We start from the raw sequence: 17,198 nt of genomic DNA, 5'->3' as shown, positions 1-17,198 counted from the left end.
ATGTCCACACTCACCGCTCCGACACCGCAAGCGCAGCGCACCGCCCCCACCCGCGGCGCGTTCTCCTGGGCGCAGCTGGGGGCGGCCCTCCCGGGCGCCTTCCGCAAACTCGATCCGCGCCGGCAATGGCGCAACCCCGTCATGTTCATCGTCTGGGTCGGCGCCGCGCTGACGACGACCCTGGCGGTCGCGGAACCGTTCCTCGGCGGCCCCGCCGACTCGGGCGGCACCGCCGTGCCGGCATCGTTCACCGGGGCGATCGCCGTCTGGCTGTGGCTGACGGTGCTGTTCGCGAACCTCGCCGAGTCGGTGGCCGAAGGCCGCGGCAAGGCGCAGGCCGAGACGCTGCGCCAGACCCGCACGAGCACGACCGCCCACCGGGTCACGGCGTACGACGCGGCCGGCGACCCGGCCGCGGACGGCACCGCGACGACCGATGTGCCGTCATCGGATCTGCGCCTGGGTGACACGGTGGTCGTCTCGGCCGGCGAGCTCATCCCCGGCGACGGGGACATCGTCTGGGGCATCGCCTCGGTCGACGAGTCGGCGATCACGGGCGAGTCCGCCCCCGTCATCCGCGAATCCGGCGGCGACCGCTCGGCCGTGACCGGCGGCACCCGCGTGCTGTCGGACCGCATCGTGGTGCGCATCACCTCCAAACCCGGCGAGACGTTCGTGGACCGGATGATCGCGCTCGTCGAGGGTGCCGCCCGGCAGAAGACCCCCAACGAGGTCGCGCTGTCGATCCTGCTGGCGTCGCTGTCGATCATCTTCGTCGTCGTCGCGCTGACGTTGAACCCGATCTCGTCGTATGCCGCCGCTCCCGTGAGCATCACGGTGCTGATCGCGCTGCTGGTGTGCCTCATCCCCACCACGATCGGCGCGCTCCTCTCGGCGATCGGCATCGCGGGCATGGACCGGCTGGTGCAGCGCAACGTGCTGGCGATGTCCGGCCGGGCCGTCGAGGCGGCAGGCGATGTCACGACGCTGCTGCTGGACAAGACCGGCACCATCACGTACGGCAACCGACGGGCGGCGGCGTTCGTCCCCATGACGGGGGTGCCCGGGCAGGAGCTCATCCGCGCGGCCGCGCAGTCGTCGCTGGCCGATCCCACCCCCGAGGGCGTGTCGATCGTGAACCTCGCCGCGCACGAGGGCGTGACGGTGGGAGGCTCGGCCGCGGGCGACATCGTGCCGTTCACGGCGCAGACGCGCATGTCGGGCCTGGACCTGCCCGACGGCACCCTCATCCGCAAGGGCGCCGGCTCCGCCGTCACGGACTGGCTCGAGTCGGAGGGGCGCCGCCTGCCGGACGGCCTACGGGCCGAGCTCGACGAGCACACCGAACGCATCGCGCGCTCCGGCGGCACCCCGCTCGTCGTCGCCACCCGCACCGCCGACGGGGAGGGCCGCGTCCTCGGTGTCGTGCACCTGAAGGACATCGTGAAGGAAGGGCTCACCCAGCGCTTCGCCGAACTGCGGTCGATGGGCATCCGCACCGTCATGGTCACCGGCGACAACCCGCTGACCGCCGCGGCCATCGCCAAGGAGGCCGGCGTCGACGACTTCCTCGCCGAGGCCACCCCCGAGGACAAGCTCGCCTACATCCGCACCGAGCAGGCCGGCGGCAACCTCGTCGCGATGACCGGTGACGGCACCAACGACGCCCCGGCGCTCGCGCAGGCCGATGTGGGGGTCGCCATGAACACGGGCACGTCGGCGGCGAAGGAGGCCGGCAACATGGTCGACCTCGACTCCGACCCGACCAAGCTCATCGACATCGTGCGCATCGGCAAGCAGCTGCTGATCACCCGCGGGGCGCTGACCACCTTCTCCATCGCGAACGACCTCGCGAAGTACTTCGCGATCATCCCGGCGATGTTCATGGGGGTGTTCCCGGGCCTCGCGGCGCTGAACATCATGGGGCTGCACTCCCCGGCATCCGCCGTGCTGTCGGCGATCATCTTCAACGCGATCATCATCGTGGCGCTGGTTCCGCTGGCGCTGCGCGGGGTGACCTACCGCCCGCAGGACGCGTCGAAGACCCTCGGGCGCAATCTGCTCGTCTACGGGCTCGGCGGCGTCGTCGCGCCCTTCATCGGAATCTGGCTCATCGACCTCGTCGTGCGCCTGTTCCCCGGGTTCTGAGCCCTGAGGAGTCACAGAAATGAACACATCCACCCGCTCCACCGGCCGCACCCTCTGGGTCGCGGTGCGCGCCATGGCCGTCTTCACCCTGCTGCTGGGCGTCGGCTACACGCTCGTCATCACGGGCGTCGGGCAGCTGATCCTCCCCGCCCAGGCGAACGGGTCGATCGCGCGTGACGCCGACGGCGAGCCCGCCGGCTCGGCGCTGATCGGCCAGTCGTTCGCCGACGCCGACGGCGCGCCGCTGCCGGAGTACTTCCAGCCGCGGCCGTCCGCCGCCGGCGACGGGTACGACGGCGGCGCGTCGAGCGGCTCGAACCTCGGCCCCGAGAACGAGGATCTCGTCGCCGCGATCGCCGAGCGCACGGGGCTGGTCGCCGAGTTCAACGGCGTCGCCGAGGCCGATGTGCCGGCCGATGCGGTCACCGCGTCGGGCTCGGGGCTGGACCCCCACATCAGTGCCGACTACGCCGGCATCCAGGTCGAGCGCGTGGCCCTCGAGCGCGGTCTCGACCCCGACGAGGTGCGCGATCTCGTGGCGGCGCACACGAGCGGGCGCACTCTCGGGTTCCTCGGCGAGCCGTCCGTGAACGTCCTGGAGCTTAATCTGGCACTGGACGAGCTGGAGGGCTGACGCATGGGCGCACGGGGGCGGTTGCGGGTACTGCTGGGCGCCGCTCCCGGCGTCGGCAAGACGTACACGATGCTCGAAGAGGGCACCCGTCTGGTCGGCGAAGGCAAGGACGTGGTCGTCGCGGTCGTGGAGACCCACGGCCGCGCCGCCACGTCGGCGATGACCCAGGGGCTCGAGATCCTCCCCCGCCGCACCGTGGCGCACCGCGGCGTGGAACTGACCGAGATGGACGTGGATGCCGTCATCGCGCGGCGCCCGCTGGTCGCCCTCGTCGACGAACTCGCCCACACCAACGCGCCCGGGTCCCGCAACGACAAGCGGTGGCAGGACGTGGACGAGCTGCTGGATGCCGGCATCGACGTCATCTCCACCGTCAACATCCAGCACATCGAGTCGCTCAACGACGTCGTGGAGCAGATCACCGGCGCTCCGCAGCGCGAGAGCATCCCCGACGCGATCCTGCGCAAGGCCGACCAGGTGGAGGTCATCGACCTCGCCCCGCAGGCGCTGCGCGACCGGCTCGCGGGCGGGCTCGTCTACCCCGCCGAGCGCATCGACGCCGCGCTGTCGAACTACTTCCGCCTGGGAAACCTCACCGCGCTGCGCGAACTCGCGCTGCTGTGGCTGGCGGACGAAGTCGACCAGGCGCTGCGGCACTACCGCGCCGAACAGGGCATCGACAGCACGTGGGAGGCCCGCGAGCGGGTGGTCGTGACCCTCACCGGCGGGCCCGAGGGCGAGACGCTGCTGCGCCGCGGGGCGCGCATCGCCGCCCGCTCCGCCGGCGGCGAGCTGCTCGCCGTGCACGTGACGAGCCAGGACGGCCTGCGCGGGGCGAACCCCGCCGCACTCGCGCAGCAGCGGGCGCTCGTCGAGGCGCTCGGCGGCACCTTCCACCAGGTGGTCGGCGACGACGTGCCGGTGGCGCTCGTCGACTTCGCGAAGTCGGTCAACGCGACCCAGCTCGTGATCGGCGTGAGCCGTCGCAGCCGGCTGCTGGCCCTCGTGACGGGCCCCGGCATCGGGGCGACCGTCATCCGCGAAGCGGGCAACATCGACGTGCACATCGTCAACCATGACGACGCGGGCGGGCAGTTCGCCCTGCCCCGCATGAGCGGGGCGCTGACGATGCACCGACGCATCGCCGGACTGGCGTTGGCGCTGGTGAGCGGACCGCTGCTGACCTGGCTGCTGGTGTCGATCCGCAGCGAGGAGTCGATCACGAGCGACGTGCTCGCGTACCAGCTGCTCGTCGTGGTCGTCGCCCTCGTCGGCGGGCTGTGGCCCGCGATGTTCGCCGCCGTGCTGTCGGGGCTCACGCTGGATTTCTTCTTCATCGCGCCGCAGTTCACGATCAGCGTCAGCGACCCGCTGCACCTGGTGGCTCTGGGGCTGTACCTCGCCAACGCCGTGCTGGTGAGCTACGTCGTCGACCGCGCCGCCCGGCAGACCCGCGCCGCCCGCCGCGCGGCGGCGGAGTCGGAGCTGCTGCAGACCATCGCAGGCAGCGTGCTGCGCGGGCAGGGTGCGCTGCAGGCGCTCGTCGAGCGCACCCGCGAGGCGTTCGGCCTCGCCGGGGTGCGGCTGATCGTCGATGACCAGGTGGCCGCGCGCAGCGGCGAACCGCTCGCGAACGAGCACCACGTGACCGTGACGGTGGGCGACCGCGGGCGGCTCGAACTGCACGGCCACGACCTCGAGGCATCCGAACAGCGCCTGCTCGGGGTGATCGTGGCGCAGCTCGCGGCGGCGATCGAGCACGACGCACTGGAGGTGGCGGCGAGCGAGGTCGAGCCGCTGGCCGCCTCGGACCGCGTGCGCACGGCGCTGCTGGCGGCGCTGAGCCATGACCTGCGCCGGCCCCTGGCCGCGGCCACCGCGTCGGTCAGTGGGCTGCGCGCCGCGCGCAACGCCCTCACCGAGGAGGACCGCGACGAGCTGCTCGCCACCGCGGATGAGAGCCTCGGCACGCTCGCCGCACTCGTGACCGACCTGTTGGATGTCAGCCGGCTCCAGGCCGGGGTGCTGGCGATCTCGACGAGCGCCGTCGACCCCGCCGACACGATCCTCCCCGCCATCGACGAGCTCGGTGCCGACCCGCAGCAGGTCGAACTCGACCTCGATGACACGGTGCCGCCGGTGCAGGCCGATGCCGTGCTGCTGCAGCGCGTCGTGGTGAACCTGCTCGCCAACGCGCTGCGCCACGCACCGGCGGGCACCCGGGTGCGCATCGCCACGAGCACCTTCGCGCGCACGGTGGAGATCCGGATCGTCGACCACGGTCCGGGCATCCCGGTCGAACGGCGCGATGATGTGTTCGTGCCCTTCCAGCGTCTCGGCGACACCGACAACACCACGGGGCTCGGTCTCGGCCTCGCGCTGTCGAAGGGGTTCGTCGAAGGGATGGGCGGCAGCCTCACCCCCGAGGACACCCCCGGTGGCGGGCTGACGATGGTGATCTCCCTGCCCGCGGTGGTACCGGTCGGTGTCCCTGCGGCGACAGTGGGGGCCACCTCGCCGACCGCGGACCTCGATCTGTCCGAAAGCAGCGCGCACCCGTGAAGATCCTCATCGCCGACGACGATCCGCAGATCCTGCGCGCACTGCGGATCACCCTGACCGCCAAGGGGTATGAGATCTTCACGGCGACCGACGGGTCGAAGGCGATCGCCGCCGCGATCGATCATCACCCCGATCTCTACCTCATCGACCTCGGGATGCCGGGCTTCGACGGCATCGCCGTGATCCAGGCGATCCGCGGCTGGTCGGATGCGCCGGTGCTCGTCGTGTCGGGACGTTCGGGGGCGGCGGACAAGGTCGAGGCGCTGGATGCCGGTGCCGACGACTACGTGACGAAGCCGTTCTCGGTGGAGGAGCTGCTCGCCCGCATCCGTGCGCTCACGCGCCGCGCTCCGCAGCACTCCCCCGACCCCGTCGTGACGCTCGGTGACGTCACGGTGGACCTGGCATCGCGCGCGGTCACCCGCACCCGCGAGGCGGGTGTCGATCACATCCGCCTCACCCCGACCGAGTGGCAGGTGCTGGAGCTGCTCATCCGCAACCCCGGGCGACTCGTGACGCGTCAGACGCTGCTCACCAGCATCTGGGGATCGACGCACGTCGCCGACACCGGATACCTCCGCCTCTACATGTCGCAGCTGCGCAAGAAGCTCGAGCCCGACCCGGCCTCGCCCCGCTACCTCCTCACAGAGGCGGGCATGGGGTACCGCCTCGACCTGGATTCGGCGTGAGCAGGGCTCGGCCCGCGTGACGGGGCGGCCCGCGTGACGGGGCGGCCCGCGTGACGGGGCGGCCCGCGTGACCCGGGCCCGATCGGCGGGTGGGGTTAGAAGGGTGGTGGCGCGCCGCTGTCGGCGCCGGCGGTCGCGGTGGCGGTGGCGGTGAATTCGAGGGTGCGGTGGGGGATGTCGAGGTAGTGCTGCCCGGTGGGGCTGGTCCATTCCAGGGTGCCGTCGGGGTGTTGGGTGACGGTCCAGGCGGTGTGGTGTTTGAGGGTGTGGTGCCGTTTGCAGAGATGGGCGAGGTTGCAGAGGTGGGTGGGCCCGCCGTGGGCATGGTCGATGGTGTGGTCGATGTCGCAGATGTACGCGGCGGCCCGGCAGCCGGGGAACCGGCAGTGCTCGTCACGGCCGCGGAGGAACCGGCGCTGCTCCGCGGTGGGCCGGTAGGTGTCGGTGCCGAGGAGGGTGCCGGTGGCAGGGTCGTGGAACAGCCGGTCCCAACTGGTCGCGACGGACGCGTAATGGCGGGCCGCGGCCGGGTCGAGGGGTCCGTGACCGTGGAACGTGGCGGGGGCGTCACCGCCGGTGAGGGTGGCGGCGGGGACGGTGACCTGGATGTGCGCGATGATCGCGTCGGTCTCGCAGACCGTGGCGTCGGAGTCAGCCGCGGTCGCGTGCCCGGTGAGGAGTAGGTCGGCGAACACGTCCGCGCGGCGTTGATCCATCGTCCGGGAATCCACCGGAACGACCGCCACCGCACCGTCCGCACCCGCACCGTCCCCACCCGCCGCGTCCGCCGCGGCTTCGTCGTGGAGTTGCCGGGCGTACCGGGTGAGGCGGTCGCGGATGCCGTGGGCGAGGTGTGCGGGCAGCAACGCCACCAGTTCCGCCATCCCGTCTTCCACATCCCGCACCCAGACGCGTCGGGTGGTGGCCGCGGTGACGTGGCGTTCGGTGGCGGGGGCCGGGTCGAGGCGGTGGGCGAGCATCAGGATGATCGGTTTCGCCCGCCCCGCCGTCTCCCGCTCCGCGACCTGCAGCGCGGCCTGTTCGAACAGTCCCCGCACGTCCGGGTCCACCAGGGGCGTGCCGGCTTCTTCGATCACCCGCAGATGCCCGACGTCGATCCGCCCCGCCGCGAGCGCCGCGACCGCAGCGGGGAACCGGTCCAGGAGTGTGGTGGCCTGGTGGATGCGATTCTGCATGCCCCGGTCCGACCGGCGGATCGCCGCCCCCAGTTCCGCCGCGATCGACCGCAACGGGAACTCCCGTTCCCGCTGCAACGCGAGCGGGATACCCGCGGTCTGCTCCGCCGCGATCGCCCCCGCCCGCCCCAGCAGCACCAACTGCCGGGCCTGCAACGCCGCGATGCCCCGCTCGGTCTCCACCAGCTCAGCGACCACCCCGGACACCGACAACACGGCATCCACAGAGCGGGTCGAGGAACTGTTCATACCCCCTAGTCTGCCGACCCCCTCCGACATCCGAAGCCCGGAAAACCCAGATCAACCCACATTGTGGACAACTCGTAAAGAACCCACCTGGGGAGGCGACGATGCGCAGGAGAACCTCACCCCACGCCTCCGCCGCCCCGGCTCCGGCCGCCCCGCGCAAGCGCCTGAGCCGCCGCGTTCGGCGAATACGCGAGGTCCGCGATCGCACGGTGCACCGCCGCGCGCGCCCGCACACTCACCCTCCCGTGGTCATTGATCACGCGTGACACGGTCGATCTCGACACCCCCGCCGCTGCGGCGACGTCTTCGATCGTCGGCATTCGCTCCTGCGCCATGTCCCCTCCCACCGGGCGCGAGACGCACCCACACCCCGACGTCGAACGACGCACGGCGATCTCGACATCACGACGAGACCACGGAGCCGAGCGCTCGATTTGCATTGCCGAGCCCACTGGATGACGATACCCCTGGGGGTATTATTTCCCCACGAAGGACGGAGATCCGCAATGCACCGACAGCTCAGTCGCAATGGTCACGATGTCGCACGACGACCGGGAGCGCCCGCGCACCGGTTCGGGGACTGCTGACATGGCCACGCGGATCATCATCATCGGCGGCGTCGCCGGCGGCATGTCGGCGGCGACGCGTCTGCGCCGCCTCGACGAGACGGCCGAGATCATCGTGTTCGAGCGCGGTCGGTACGTCAGCTTCGCCAACTGCGGTCTGCCGTACCACGTGGGCGGCGTGATCGAGGAGCGCTCCGCGCTGCTCTTGCAGACCCCCGAGTCGCTGCGATCGCGGTTCGCCCTCGATGTGCGCACCGAGCACGACGTGACGGCGATCGACCGCGATGCCCGCACCGTCACCGCCCGCGACACGCGCACCGGCGAAACGATGACCGAGACCTACGACCACCTCATCCTCGCCATGGGCGGCACACCCCGGCAGACGACGCCGGTCGGTGACGACGCCCCGCCGGTCGTCACACTGCGGTCGGTCGAGGACGTCGACCGCGTCACCGAGGTGCTGGCATCGCTCCCCGCCATGACCACCGCGCGCGCCGTGGTCATGGGCGCCGGGTTCATCGGCCTGGAAGCCACTGAGAACCTGGTGCGCCGCGGCCTGGCCGTCACCCTCGTGCAGCGGGGCACGCATGCGCTCAGCCCGCTCGATCCCGAGATGGCCTCCCCCGTCGCCGACGAACTCGCCCGTCACGGTGTGGACCTCCGCATCGCCACCACCGTCGAAGGCCTCACCCCGACGGGCGTCACGCTGTCGGACGGATCCGACATCGATGCGCAGCTCGTGATCGACGCCCGCGGCATCGACCCGGCGTCGCACCTGGCGGCCTCCGCCGGCCTGCGCCTCGGCCCGTCCGGAGGCATCGCGGTCGACGAGCACCAGCGCACCGACGACCCGCGCATCTTCGCCGTCGGCGATGCGGCGGAGAAGACGGATGCCGTCTCGGCCGAGCCCACGCTCGTCACGATGGCGGGGCTGGCGAACCGCCACGGCCGCGCCGCCGCCGACGTCATCGCCTGGGAGACCGGCCACCTCGACGCCCCGCCGGCCGCGGCATCCCCCGCTCTCGGCACCGCGATCGTCGGGCTGTTCGACCTCACGATCGCGCTGGTCGGATGGAGCGAGCAGCGCCTCGCGGCCGCCGGACGCGCGCATCGCGTGATCCACACGCACCCCACCGACCACGCCGGCTACTTCCCGGGCGCCGAGCGCATGGCGATGAAGGTCATGGTCGACCCCGGCACGGGCCTCATCCTCGGGGCCCAGATCGTCGGCGGCCACGGCGTCGACAAGCGCATCGACGTCATCGCGACCGCGATGCACGCGCGGCTCCCGGCCGTGGAGCTGGCGCAGCTGGAACTCGCCTACGCGCCGCAGTACGCCTCGGCCAAGGACCCGCTCAACATGGTCGGCTACATCGCCGACAACCTCGCGAGCGGGGTGGCCGACACCATCCAGTGGCACGAGCTGCCGCGGGCGATGGATGCCGGGGCCACCCTGATCGACGTGCGCTCACCCCAGGAGTACGCCGCTGGCGGCATTGCGGGCAGTGTCAACGTGCCGTTGGACGCCCTCCGCGACGGCATCGATGCGCTCCCGCCCGGAGAGCTCATCGTGCACTGCCAGGTCGGCCAGCGCGGCCACACCGCCGCGCGCATCCTCACGCAGCGCGGGCGCCGGGTGCGCAACCTCGACGGCGGCTACCTCACCTGGAAGGCCGGCGCGCACGCGAGCGAGCGGGTCGGCGCGCCGATCCCGGCCTGACGCCGGTCGCCGACGCGCTGCGCTGCGCCACGAGTCAGTGCGGCGGCAGTTCGGCGGCGAGCCCGGTCGCCCACGCGGCGGCGCGGTCGAGCTCGCCGTCGAGCAGCGGCCCGTCGTACCCGCTCACGCGGAACGACATCGGGTCGCCGATCAGGTCGAACCCCAGCCGGCTCAACCGCTTCGCCGCCGCCCGCGCCGCCGAACCCGGCAGGCGCGGTTTGTCGGTGCGGGTGTCGAACGTCGCCGCCCGGGTCGGGGTCGACGGCCGATCGAGGTCGGCGAGCCACTCCCGGATCCCGCGTGCCGGCGCCCGCGGTGCGCCGTGCCGGTCGACCGCTTCCTGCCGGCTCGTGGCGCGGGTCATCGAGAACGCGTGGGTGGGGCCGCCGACCAGCAGGAGGTCCACCCCGTCGAGGCCGGGCGGGGCGGCTTCGGCGACGACCAACTCGACCGCCATCGTCGCGGAGAGGCGGTGGCCGATCGCCCGCGCAACCGCCTCGGTGTTGCCCCACAGGGATTCGTAGACCACCAGCGCGCGCATGATTCCTCCCGGATACCCAGCCGACCTCACGCTACGCCGCATCCGCGCCCGGCGGCAGCTGTTCCCCGCCGCACAGCACAACGTCGCTGATCCGGGTCGATCGACCGCCATACAGCCACCTCCGGACCCTGGACCCAGCGGATTGGCGACATTGTGCGCGCGGACGCGGCCGGCAGACGGCGACGACCGGGCTACCGCGCCCGCGGCCGCGGGGCAGGTGGGGGCGGCACTTCCTTCGCGGCCACGATGTCGGCCACCTCGATGCGCTCGATGCCGCGCTTGCCGTCGACGACGACGGTCGTCTCGTCCGCGCTCAGCAGCTCGCCCAGCGCATCGGTGGCCTGGCCGGTCGGCAGCAGGTAGCGCACCACCACGCGGTGGCCGGGAGCGGGCAGTCTCACCATGAGCCGGGAGCGTAGTCCTTCAGGAACACTCCGAACACGTCCTCGCCGGCCTCGCCGCGCACGATCGGGTCGTACACCCGCGCGGCGCCGTCGACGAGGTCGAGGGGAGCGTGGAAGCCCTCTTCGGCGAGGCGCACCTTGGTGGGGTGCGGGCGCTCGTCGGTGATCCAGCCGGTGTCGACGCTGGTCATGAGGATGCCGTCGTTCTCGAACATCTCGCGCGCGCTGGTGCGGGTGAGCATGTTCACCGCGGCCTTGGCCATGTTGGTGTGCGGATGCCCGGGCCCCTTGTACCCGCGGCCGAAGACGCCCTCCATCGCACTGACGTTGACGATGTAGGTGCGCCGCGCGTCGCTTGCCGCCAGCGACGGGCGGAGCTTGGAAACCAGCAGGAACGGTGCCGTCGTGTTGGCCAGCTGCACCTCGAGCATCTCGAGCGGGTCGACCTGCTCGACGCGCTGCGTCCACGAGTTGATGCCCTCGAGGTCGGGGATGAGTCCGCCCGCGTCGATCGCGGTGCCGGCGGCGAGGCGCTCGAGCGAGCTCGACCCCGCCGTCATGGCCTGTTCGGTCAGTTCGTCGGCGCGGGAGGCCGCCGCCGCGAGGATGGGGTGCGCGCTCACCGAGCGCTCCAGGGCCTGCGGATGCCGGTCGTTGGTGTGGCCGAAGGTGATGAGCTCGGGCAGCGGACCGTCGGGCAGGGGTGCCAGTTCGGCATCCACCAGCGGCTGGTAGGCGCCGGGCGAGCGGCGCACCGTCTGGGTGGCGTTGTTGATGAGGATGTCCAGCGGCCCCGCGGCGGCCACGTCGTCGGCCAGCCCGATCACCTGGGCGGGATCGCGCAGGTCGATGCCGACGATCTTCAGGCGGTGGAGCCACTCGGCGGCATCCGGCAGGCTGCTGAACCGGCGCACCGCGTCGCGCGGGAAGCGGGTCGTGATGGTGGTGTGCGCGCCGTCGCGCAGCAGCCGCAGCGCGATGTACATGCCGATCTTCGCGCGCCCACCGGTGAGCAGCGCGCGTCGGCCGGTGAGGTCGGTGCGCGCGTCGCGCTTGGCGTGGCTCATGGCCGCGCAGGTCGGGCACAGCTGGTGGTAGAACGCGTCGACCACCGTGTACGGCTGCTTGCAGATGTAGCAGCCGCGCGCCTTCAGCAGGGTCCCGGCGGTCGGGGCCGTCGTCGCGGTGGAGATGGGGATGCCGCGCGTCTCGTCGTCGATGCGATCGGGGGCGCCGGTCGCGGTGGCGGCCACCACGGCGCGGTCGGCCTCGGCGATCGCGTCGCGGATCTCGCGGCGGCGCACCTTCTTGACGGCTTTGAACATCGCGGCGGTGGCCTGGCGCACGGCGACGTAGTCGGGGTGGCTCTGATCGACCTGATCCATGCTCGCGAGCACCCGGAGGGTGATCTCCAGCTCCGCGGGATCGATGCCACTGGAGGGCAGGGTGGACACGGAGGAAGTCGCAGGGGGCACAAGTGATTCTACGTCGGGCCGCATGGGGGAAACCTGTTACCGTGCCACGGTGACCCCCACCCCCGCCGATCACGCCGCCGTCCGCCGCATCCACGTGTCGGCCGCGGTCATCCTCGACGACGCCGGCCGGCTGCTCGTGGTGCGCAAGACCGGGACGACGGCGTTCATGCAGCCGGGCGGCAAGCCGGAGCCCGGAGAGACGCCGGCCGAGACCCTCAGCCGGGAGCTTGCCGAGGAGATCGGCATCCGCGTCGCGCCCGATCGGCTGCGCTCGCTCGGCGCGTTCGCCGCGCCCGCAGCCAACGAGCCCGGGTTCGAGGTGGTGGCCGACGTCTTCGCCGCCGACATCGGCGCGCAGCAGCCCGAGGCCGCCGCGGAGATCGCGGAGCTGCGGTGGATCACACGCGCCGACGCCGAGCACCTTGAGATCGCCCCGCTCGCCCGCGAGTACTTCCTGCCCGCGTGAGCGCCGGGTAAACACGGCCACCCCTCCTGCGCGTGGTCTGACCACAGCGCTACGCTGAAGCATGGTCAATCGCATGGTGTGGAATCAGATGGCGTACTTCGGTGCCGGCGCGATCGGCGTGATCCCCGAGGAGCTCGGCCGACGCGGCTTCACGAAGGCGTTCATCGTCACCGACCCGGTGCTCGTCGAAGCCGGCATCGTGCAGCGCGTGCTCACCCTGCTCGACGAGGCGGGGTTCCCGTACGAGCTGTACCCCGACGTCGTGCCGAATCCGACGATCCAGAACGTCACCGACGGCGTCGCGGCGTTCGCCGAGGCCGGTGCCGACGTGCTCATCGCGATCGGCGGCGGCTCACCGCAGGACACCTGCAAGGCGATCGGCATCATCACGCGCAATCCCGAGTTCGCCGACGTGCGCTCCCTCGAGGGCGTCGCGCCCACGAAGCACCCGTCCGTCCCGATCATCGCGATCCCCACGACCGCCGGCACCGCGTCGGAGACGACGATCAACTACGTCATCACCGACCCCGAGCGCCGCCGCAAGTTCGTCTGCGTCGACCCGCACGACATCCCGGTCCTGGCGATCGTGGATGCCGAGATGATGGCCGACGCGCCCCGAGCGCTGAAGGTCGCCACCGGGCTCGACGCGCTGACGCACGCGATCGAGGGCTACACCACCGGCGCCGCATGGGAACTGTCGGACATGTTCCACCTGAAGGCCATCGAGCTGATCGCCTCGTCGCTGCGCGCGAGCGTGGCCGGCGATCCGCAGGCGGCCGAGCAGATGGCGCTCGCCCAGTACATCGCCGGCATGGGCTACTCCAACGTCGGCCTCGGTCTCGTGCACGCCATGGCGCACCCGCTCGGCGGGTTCTACGCCGCCCCGCACGGGGTGGCCAACGGCATCCTGCTGGCGCCGGTCATGGCGTTCAACGCGCAGGCCACGGGCGAGAAGTTCCGGGCGATCGCGCAGGCGTTCGGCGTGACGGATGCCGCGGGCATGTCGATCGACCGGGCGCGCACAGCGGCCGTGGATGCCGTCGTGCACCTGATCCACGAGCTCGGGAACCCCACGTCGCTGCGCGACGTGGGCGCGAAGGAGGAGGACCTGCCGGCGCTCGCCCAGGCCGCCTACGACGACGTGTGCCGCGGCGGCAACCCGCGCGAGGTCACCGTGGCCGAGATCGAGCAGCTCTACGCGTCGATCTACTGAGCGGCGCCGTCGACCGACGGGGATCCGGCCGACGCACCCGATCGCTGCGCGACCTCTTCCTCTCGGGCACGTCGCCCGAGAGGAATGGTCGTGAGCAGGCCCACGACGAGGGCGCCCACCGCGACCCACGCGGCCACCGACACGCCCTGCGTCAGCGCCTCGCGCGCCGCGTCGGCGATGGGCGCGGTGGCCGGGTTCTCGCTCAGCGGCTTGATGAGGGCGCCGGCGGAGGTCGAGACGGCATCCACCATCTCCCCCACCTGCGGATCCGCGGCGATCTGGTCCCTCAGGCGCGACTCTGTCCCGACGCGCAGCGTCGTGAACAGGGCGGTCCCGAGCACGGCGATGCCGAGGGCGGATCCCACCTGCCGTGACGTGGACTGCACCGACGACGCCTGCCCCGATCTCTCCACCGGGACGTCGACGAGGATGAGCTGGGTCAGCTGCGCCGTGGCGAACCCCACCCCCATGCCGTAGAAGAACAGCGGCACGCCGGTGACCCACAGGTTCGAGTCGGGGCGGATGAGCAGGGCGAGGGCGGCGAGGGAGAGGATCTCGAGAAGCACGCCGAGGCGCACCATCTGCACCGGTGACAGGCGCTTGGACAACGGCTGGATCGATCCGCTCGCGAGGAACGATCCGACCGCGAGCGGCAGCAGGGCAAGGCCGGCCTCGAGGGCGTTCATGTCCCGGGCGTACTGGAACCACAGCGGCAGCGACAGGATGAGCCCGAACTCGCCGAGCGAGACGGTGAGGGCGGTGATGTTGCCGTTCGCGAACGTGCCGATGCGGAACAGCGACACGTCGATGAGCACCGACTTCTGAGCCGCCACACGGCGGCGCTCCCGCCACACCAGGGCCGCGAGCACCACGATCGCGAGCACGAACAGCACCGGGATCACACTGAATCCGCCGAGGCTGAACGGGGCCGAGTCCGTCGCCTCCCACCACCCGTACGCGCGCCCTTCGATGAGGGCGAACACGAGCAGGCCGAAGCCGAGCACCGAGGTGCCCACGGCGATCCAGTCGGTGAACCGGCTACCGTCGCGCTGGCGGGACTCGGGAACGCACAGCAGCACGCCGATGATGACGACGACACCGAAAGGCAGGTTGATCCAGAACGCCCAGTGCCACGAGAACGCGCTCGTGAGCCAACCGCCGAGCACCGGCCCGACGGCCGCCATCGACCCGATCGTGGCGCCCCACACCGCGAACGCGATGCCGCGTTCCTTGCCCCGGAACGTGGCGTTGAGCAGAGCCAGGGTCGTCGGCAGGATCATCGAGCCACCGACCCCCTGCAGGGCGCGGGCGGCGATGAGCCAGGTGCCGTTGACGGCGAACGCGCAGAGGATGCTCGAGGCGACGAACACCACGACGCCGATGATGAGCAGGCGGCGGCGGCCGAGGCGGTCGCTCGTCGTGCCCCACACCATGAGCAGCGCGGCGAAGACGAGCGTGTAGACCTCCTGCACCCATTGGATCTGGGTGGTGGTGAGGTCGAGCGACTCGACGATGCTGGGCACCGCGACCGAGACGATCGTGGAGTCCATGATGATCAGGGCGACCGCCACGGAGATGGCTGCCAGACCCCACCAGCGCAGGCGGTGGTAACGCTCGGTTTCCTGGTTCACGTCGGGTCACACTACTCCTGGCGAACGCGTCTGGGGGCAGGCGACGGCGCATCACCTCCTCAGACTCGAGGCGTAGCGTTGATGGCATGACTGCGCAGCCCGAAGCATCCTGGTACTGGTCCGAGGAAGGCGTGAACTTCCACACCCGCAAGTGGGTGCGCCCCGAGGACCTCAACGCGAACGGCACGCTGTTCGGGGGGAGCCTGCTGCGGTGGATCGACGAAGAGGCGGCGATCTACGCCATCATCCAGCTCGGCAACTACCGGGTCGTGACGAAGTTCATCTCCGAGATCAACTTCGAAGCCTCCGCCGTGCAGGGCGACCTCGTCGAGATGGGCCTGACGGCCACGCACTTCGGGCGCACCTCGCTGACGATGCGTGCGGTGGTGCGCAACATGATCACGCGACAGCGCATCCTCACGATCGACAAGATCGTCTTCGTGAACGTCGACGAAGAGGGCCGACCCGCCCCCCACGGGTTCACCGACATCACGTACGAGCGCGACCGGATGCCGCGCGAGCACTCCAGCACGGGCACCCTGAAGCTGCCCACGGCGTGACACCGGCGAGCGGGGAGATCACCCGGCACGGGTGACCACGCCTGCGGCGCCGGCGGTCCACAATCTCGACATGACCCGCTCGAGTGAGACCGCAGCACCCGGCGCCGGCGCGACGCTGACCACGAGGCGTGCCGAGTCCGATGCGGTCTACTTCTCCCTGGGCACGGGAGCGGTCGGCGGGGTCTACGGCCTGCTGGTGGCCCTGCTCATCCCGGCACTCGGGCTGGGCGGCGACGCGCCGTTCGGGCCGTTCGCCGCCATCGGCAGCGCCATCGTCGCCGCGGTCGCCTCGACGCTGGGGTATTGGCGCGCGCGCGACCGACCGGGCCAGGAGTGGCGACGCGAGCTGCCACCCTGGAAGTACATCGTCAACACCGTCTCGGTGGTGATCGTGCACGCCGTGCTGGCGTTCCTGGCCACCTATGCGCTGTACCGCGTGCTGGCCGCGGGCTTCATCGGGCTTCCCATGATCCCCTTCTGGGCGGTCGTGCTGATGGCGGTGACGCTGGGACTCACGGTGTACATCACCTATCTCTCCGCGGCGCACATGGACACCCAGCGCATGTCGACGATGCTCATGGCCTTCGTCGTCATCGGCGTGCTGACGTCGATGGTCACCTCGCCCGATCCGCAGTGGTGGCGGGTGCACTTCAGCCGCCTCGGCACGTTCGACGACCCCTCGAGCCTGATCTTCAACGGCACGCTCATCGCCGGGGGCCTGCTCGTGACGACCTTCGCCGTGTTCATCTCCCACGACCTGACCGACGCCGTCCAGCGCGGCGTGCTCACGAGGCCGAGCGCCCCGCGGGTGGTCTCCACGCTCTTCGTCGTGATGGGCGTCATGCTGGCCGGCGTCGGGATCTTCCCGTTCCACACCAACCCGGTGCTGCACAACGTGTCGGCATCGGGCATGGCAGCGATGTACCTCGTGCTGCTGTTCAGCGGGCCGCGCCTGCTGCGGGGCATGCCGCGCACCTATTTCGTCGTGTCGTGGTCGTATGCGGGCGCGACGCTGGCCTCACTGGCGCTGTTCGTCGTCGGGTTCTTCTCGCTGACCGCGTTCGAGATCATCGTCTTCGCACTGATCTTCGGCTGGATCTCGATGTTCATCCGGTTCTTGGGGGTCACCCGCCCCACCCGATGA

General features: G+C 71.2%; 15 protein-coding genes. 9 read left to right on the top strand and 6 right to left on the bottom strand.

Annotated elements, in window-relative coordinates; all coding sequences use genetic code 11:
- From kdpB to H9651_RS11005, 4 genes are read left to right on the top strand one after another with little or no spacing between them, the layout of a single operon-like run.
- The gene (gene kdpB / locus H9651_RS11020; RefSeq protein WP_191719375.1) at positions 1–2,148 is read left to right on the top strand and encodes a potassium-transporting ATPase subunit KdpB; all 2,148 of its coding nucleotides are present in this window, start codon (positions 1–3) and stop codon (positions 2,146–2,148) included.
- A 19-nt stretch (positions 2,149–2,167) separates the two neighbouring features.
- Entirely contained in the window at positions 2,168–2,782 is a 615-nt protein-coding gene (kdpC, locus tag H9651_RS11015) for a K(+)-transporting ATPase subunit C (RefSeq protein WP_191719374.1), read from the top strand.
- Between the two features lie 3 nt (positions 2,783–2,785).
- A complete protein-coding gene (locus H9651_RS11010) occupies positions 2,786–5,344 on the top strand; it encodes a DUF4118 domain-containing protein (RefSeq protein ID WP_191719373.1) in 2,559 nt (852 codons plus the stop codon).
- A complete protein-coding gene (locus H9651_RS11005) occupies positions 5,341–6,033 on the top strand; it encodes a response regulator (protein WP_191719372.1) in 693 nt (230 codons plus the stop codon). Before H9651_RS11010 ends, H9651_RS11005 begins: the two co-directional genes overlap by 4 nt.
- A gap of 95 nt (positions 6,034–6,128) precedes the next feature.
- Here the strand turns inward: H9651_RS11005 and H9651_RS11000 are convergent, their stop codons facing one another.
- Positions 6,129–7,478, bottom strand: coding sequence for an HNH endonuclease signature motif containing protein (locus H9651_RS11000; RefSeq protein WP_191719371.1), 1,350 nt, complete (start codon positions 7,476–7,478; stop codon positions 6,129–6,131).
- 116 nt (positions 7,479–7,594) lie between these two features.
- A complete protein-coding gene (locus H9651_RS10995; RefSeq protein WP_225216685.1) occupies positions 7,595–7,798 on the bottom strand; it encodes a LacI family DNA-binding transcriptional regulator in 204 nt (67 codons plus the stop codon).
- A gap of 268 nt (positions 7,799–8,066) precedes the next feature.
- Here H9651_RS10995 and H9651_RS10990 point away from each other — a divergent pair, with 268 nt between their 5' ends.
- Positions 8,067–9,764, top strand: a complete 1,698-nt coding sequence (locus H9651_RS10990) for an FAD-dependent oxidoreductase (protein ID WP_191719484.1) — start codon at positions 8,067–8,069, stop codon at positions 9,762–9,764.
- A 34-nt stretch (positions 9,765–9,798) separates the two neighbouring features.
- Here the strand turns inward: H9651_RS10990 and H9651_RS10985 are convergent, their stop codons facing one another.
- The 3 genes from H9651_RS10985 to H9651_RS10975 all read right to left on the bottom strand — a co-directional run bounded on the left by H9651_RS10985 (position 9,799) and on the right by H9651_RS10975 (position 12,208).
- Positions 9,799–10,305, bottom strand: a complete 507-nt coding sequence (locus H9651_RS10985) for a flavodoxin family protein (protein WP_191719369.1) — start codon at positions 10,303–10,305, stop codon at positions 9,799–9,801.
- A 191-nt stretch (positions 10,306–10,496) separates the two neighbouring features.
- A complete protein-coding gene (locus tag H9651_RS10980; RefSeq protein WP_191719368.1) occupies positions 10,497–10,709 on the bottom strand; it encodes a putative acetyltransferase in 213 nt (70 codons plus the stop codon).
- Positions 10,703–12,208 carry an SDR family oxidoreductase gene (locus H9651_RS10975; RefSeq protein ID WP_225216671.1) on the bottom strand — a complete coding sequence of 502 codons (1,506 nt, stop codon included), beginning with the start codon at positions 12,206–12,208 and terminating at the stop codon, positions 10,703–10,705. Before H9651_RS10975 ends, H9651_RS10980 begins: the two co-directional genes overlap by 7 nt.
- Here H9651_RS10975 and H9651_RS10970 point away from each other — a divergent pair.
- Complete coding sequence (locus H9651_RS10970) at positions 12,207–12,650, top strand: NUDIX hydrolase (RefSeq protein ID WP_191719366.1); 444 nt, start codon at positions 12,207–12,209, stop codon at positions 12,648–12,650. The two genes, H9651_RS10975 and H9651_RS10970, sit on opposite strands and share 2 nt — an antisense overlap.
- A 73-nt stretch (positions 12,651–12,723) precedes the next feature.
- The gene (fucO, locus tag H9651_RS10965; RefSeq protein WP_263598653.1) at positions 12,724–13,863 is read left to right on the top strand and encodes a lactaldehyde reductase; all 1,140 of its coding nucleotides are present in this window, start codon (positions 12,724–12,726) and stop codon (positions 13,861–13,863) included.
- Here fucO and H9651_RS10960 read toward each other — a convergent pair.
- Positions 13,857–15,494 (bottom strand): MFS transporter, encoded by a 1,638-nt coding sequence (locus tag H9651_RS10960; RefSeq protein WP_318244849.1) that lies wholly within the window; start codon positions 15,492–15,494, stop codon positions 13,857–13,859. The two genes, fucO and H9651_RS10960, sit on opposite strands and share 7 nt — an antisense overlap.
- An 86-nt stretch (positions 15,495–15,580) precedes the next feature.
- Between H9651_RS10960 and H9651_RS10955 the strand changes: the two genes are divergently transcribed.
- Positions 15,581–16,054 (top strand): acyl-CoA thioesterase, encoded by a 474-nt coding sequence (locus tag H9651_RS10955; RefSeq protein ID WP_191719364.1) that lies wholly within the window; start codon positions 15,581–15,583, stop codon positions 16,052–16,054.
- A gap of 70 nt (positions 16,055–16,124) precedes the next feature.
- Complete coding sequence (locus H9651_RS10950) at positions 16,125–17,198, top strand: DUF998 domain-containing protein (protein WP_191719363.1); 1,074 nt, start codon at positions 16,125–16,127, stop codon at positions 17,196–17,198.

Source organism: Microbacterium pullorum, from assembly GCF_014836535.1.
Classification (GTDB): domain Bacteria; phylum Actinomycetota; class Actinomycetes; order Actinomycetales; family Microbacteriaceae; genus Microbacterium; species Microbacterium pullorum.
This window is presented reverse-complemented; position numbering and strand designations above follow the sequence as displayed.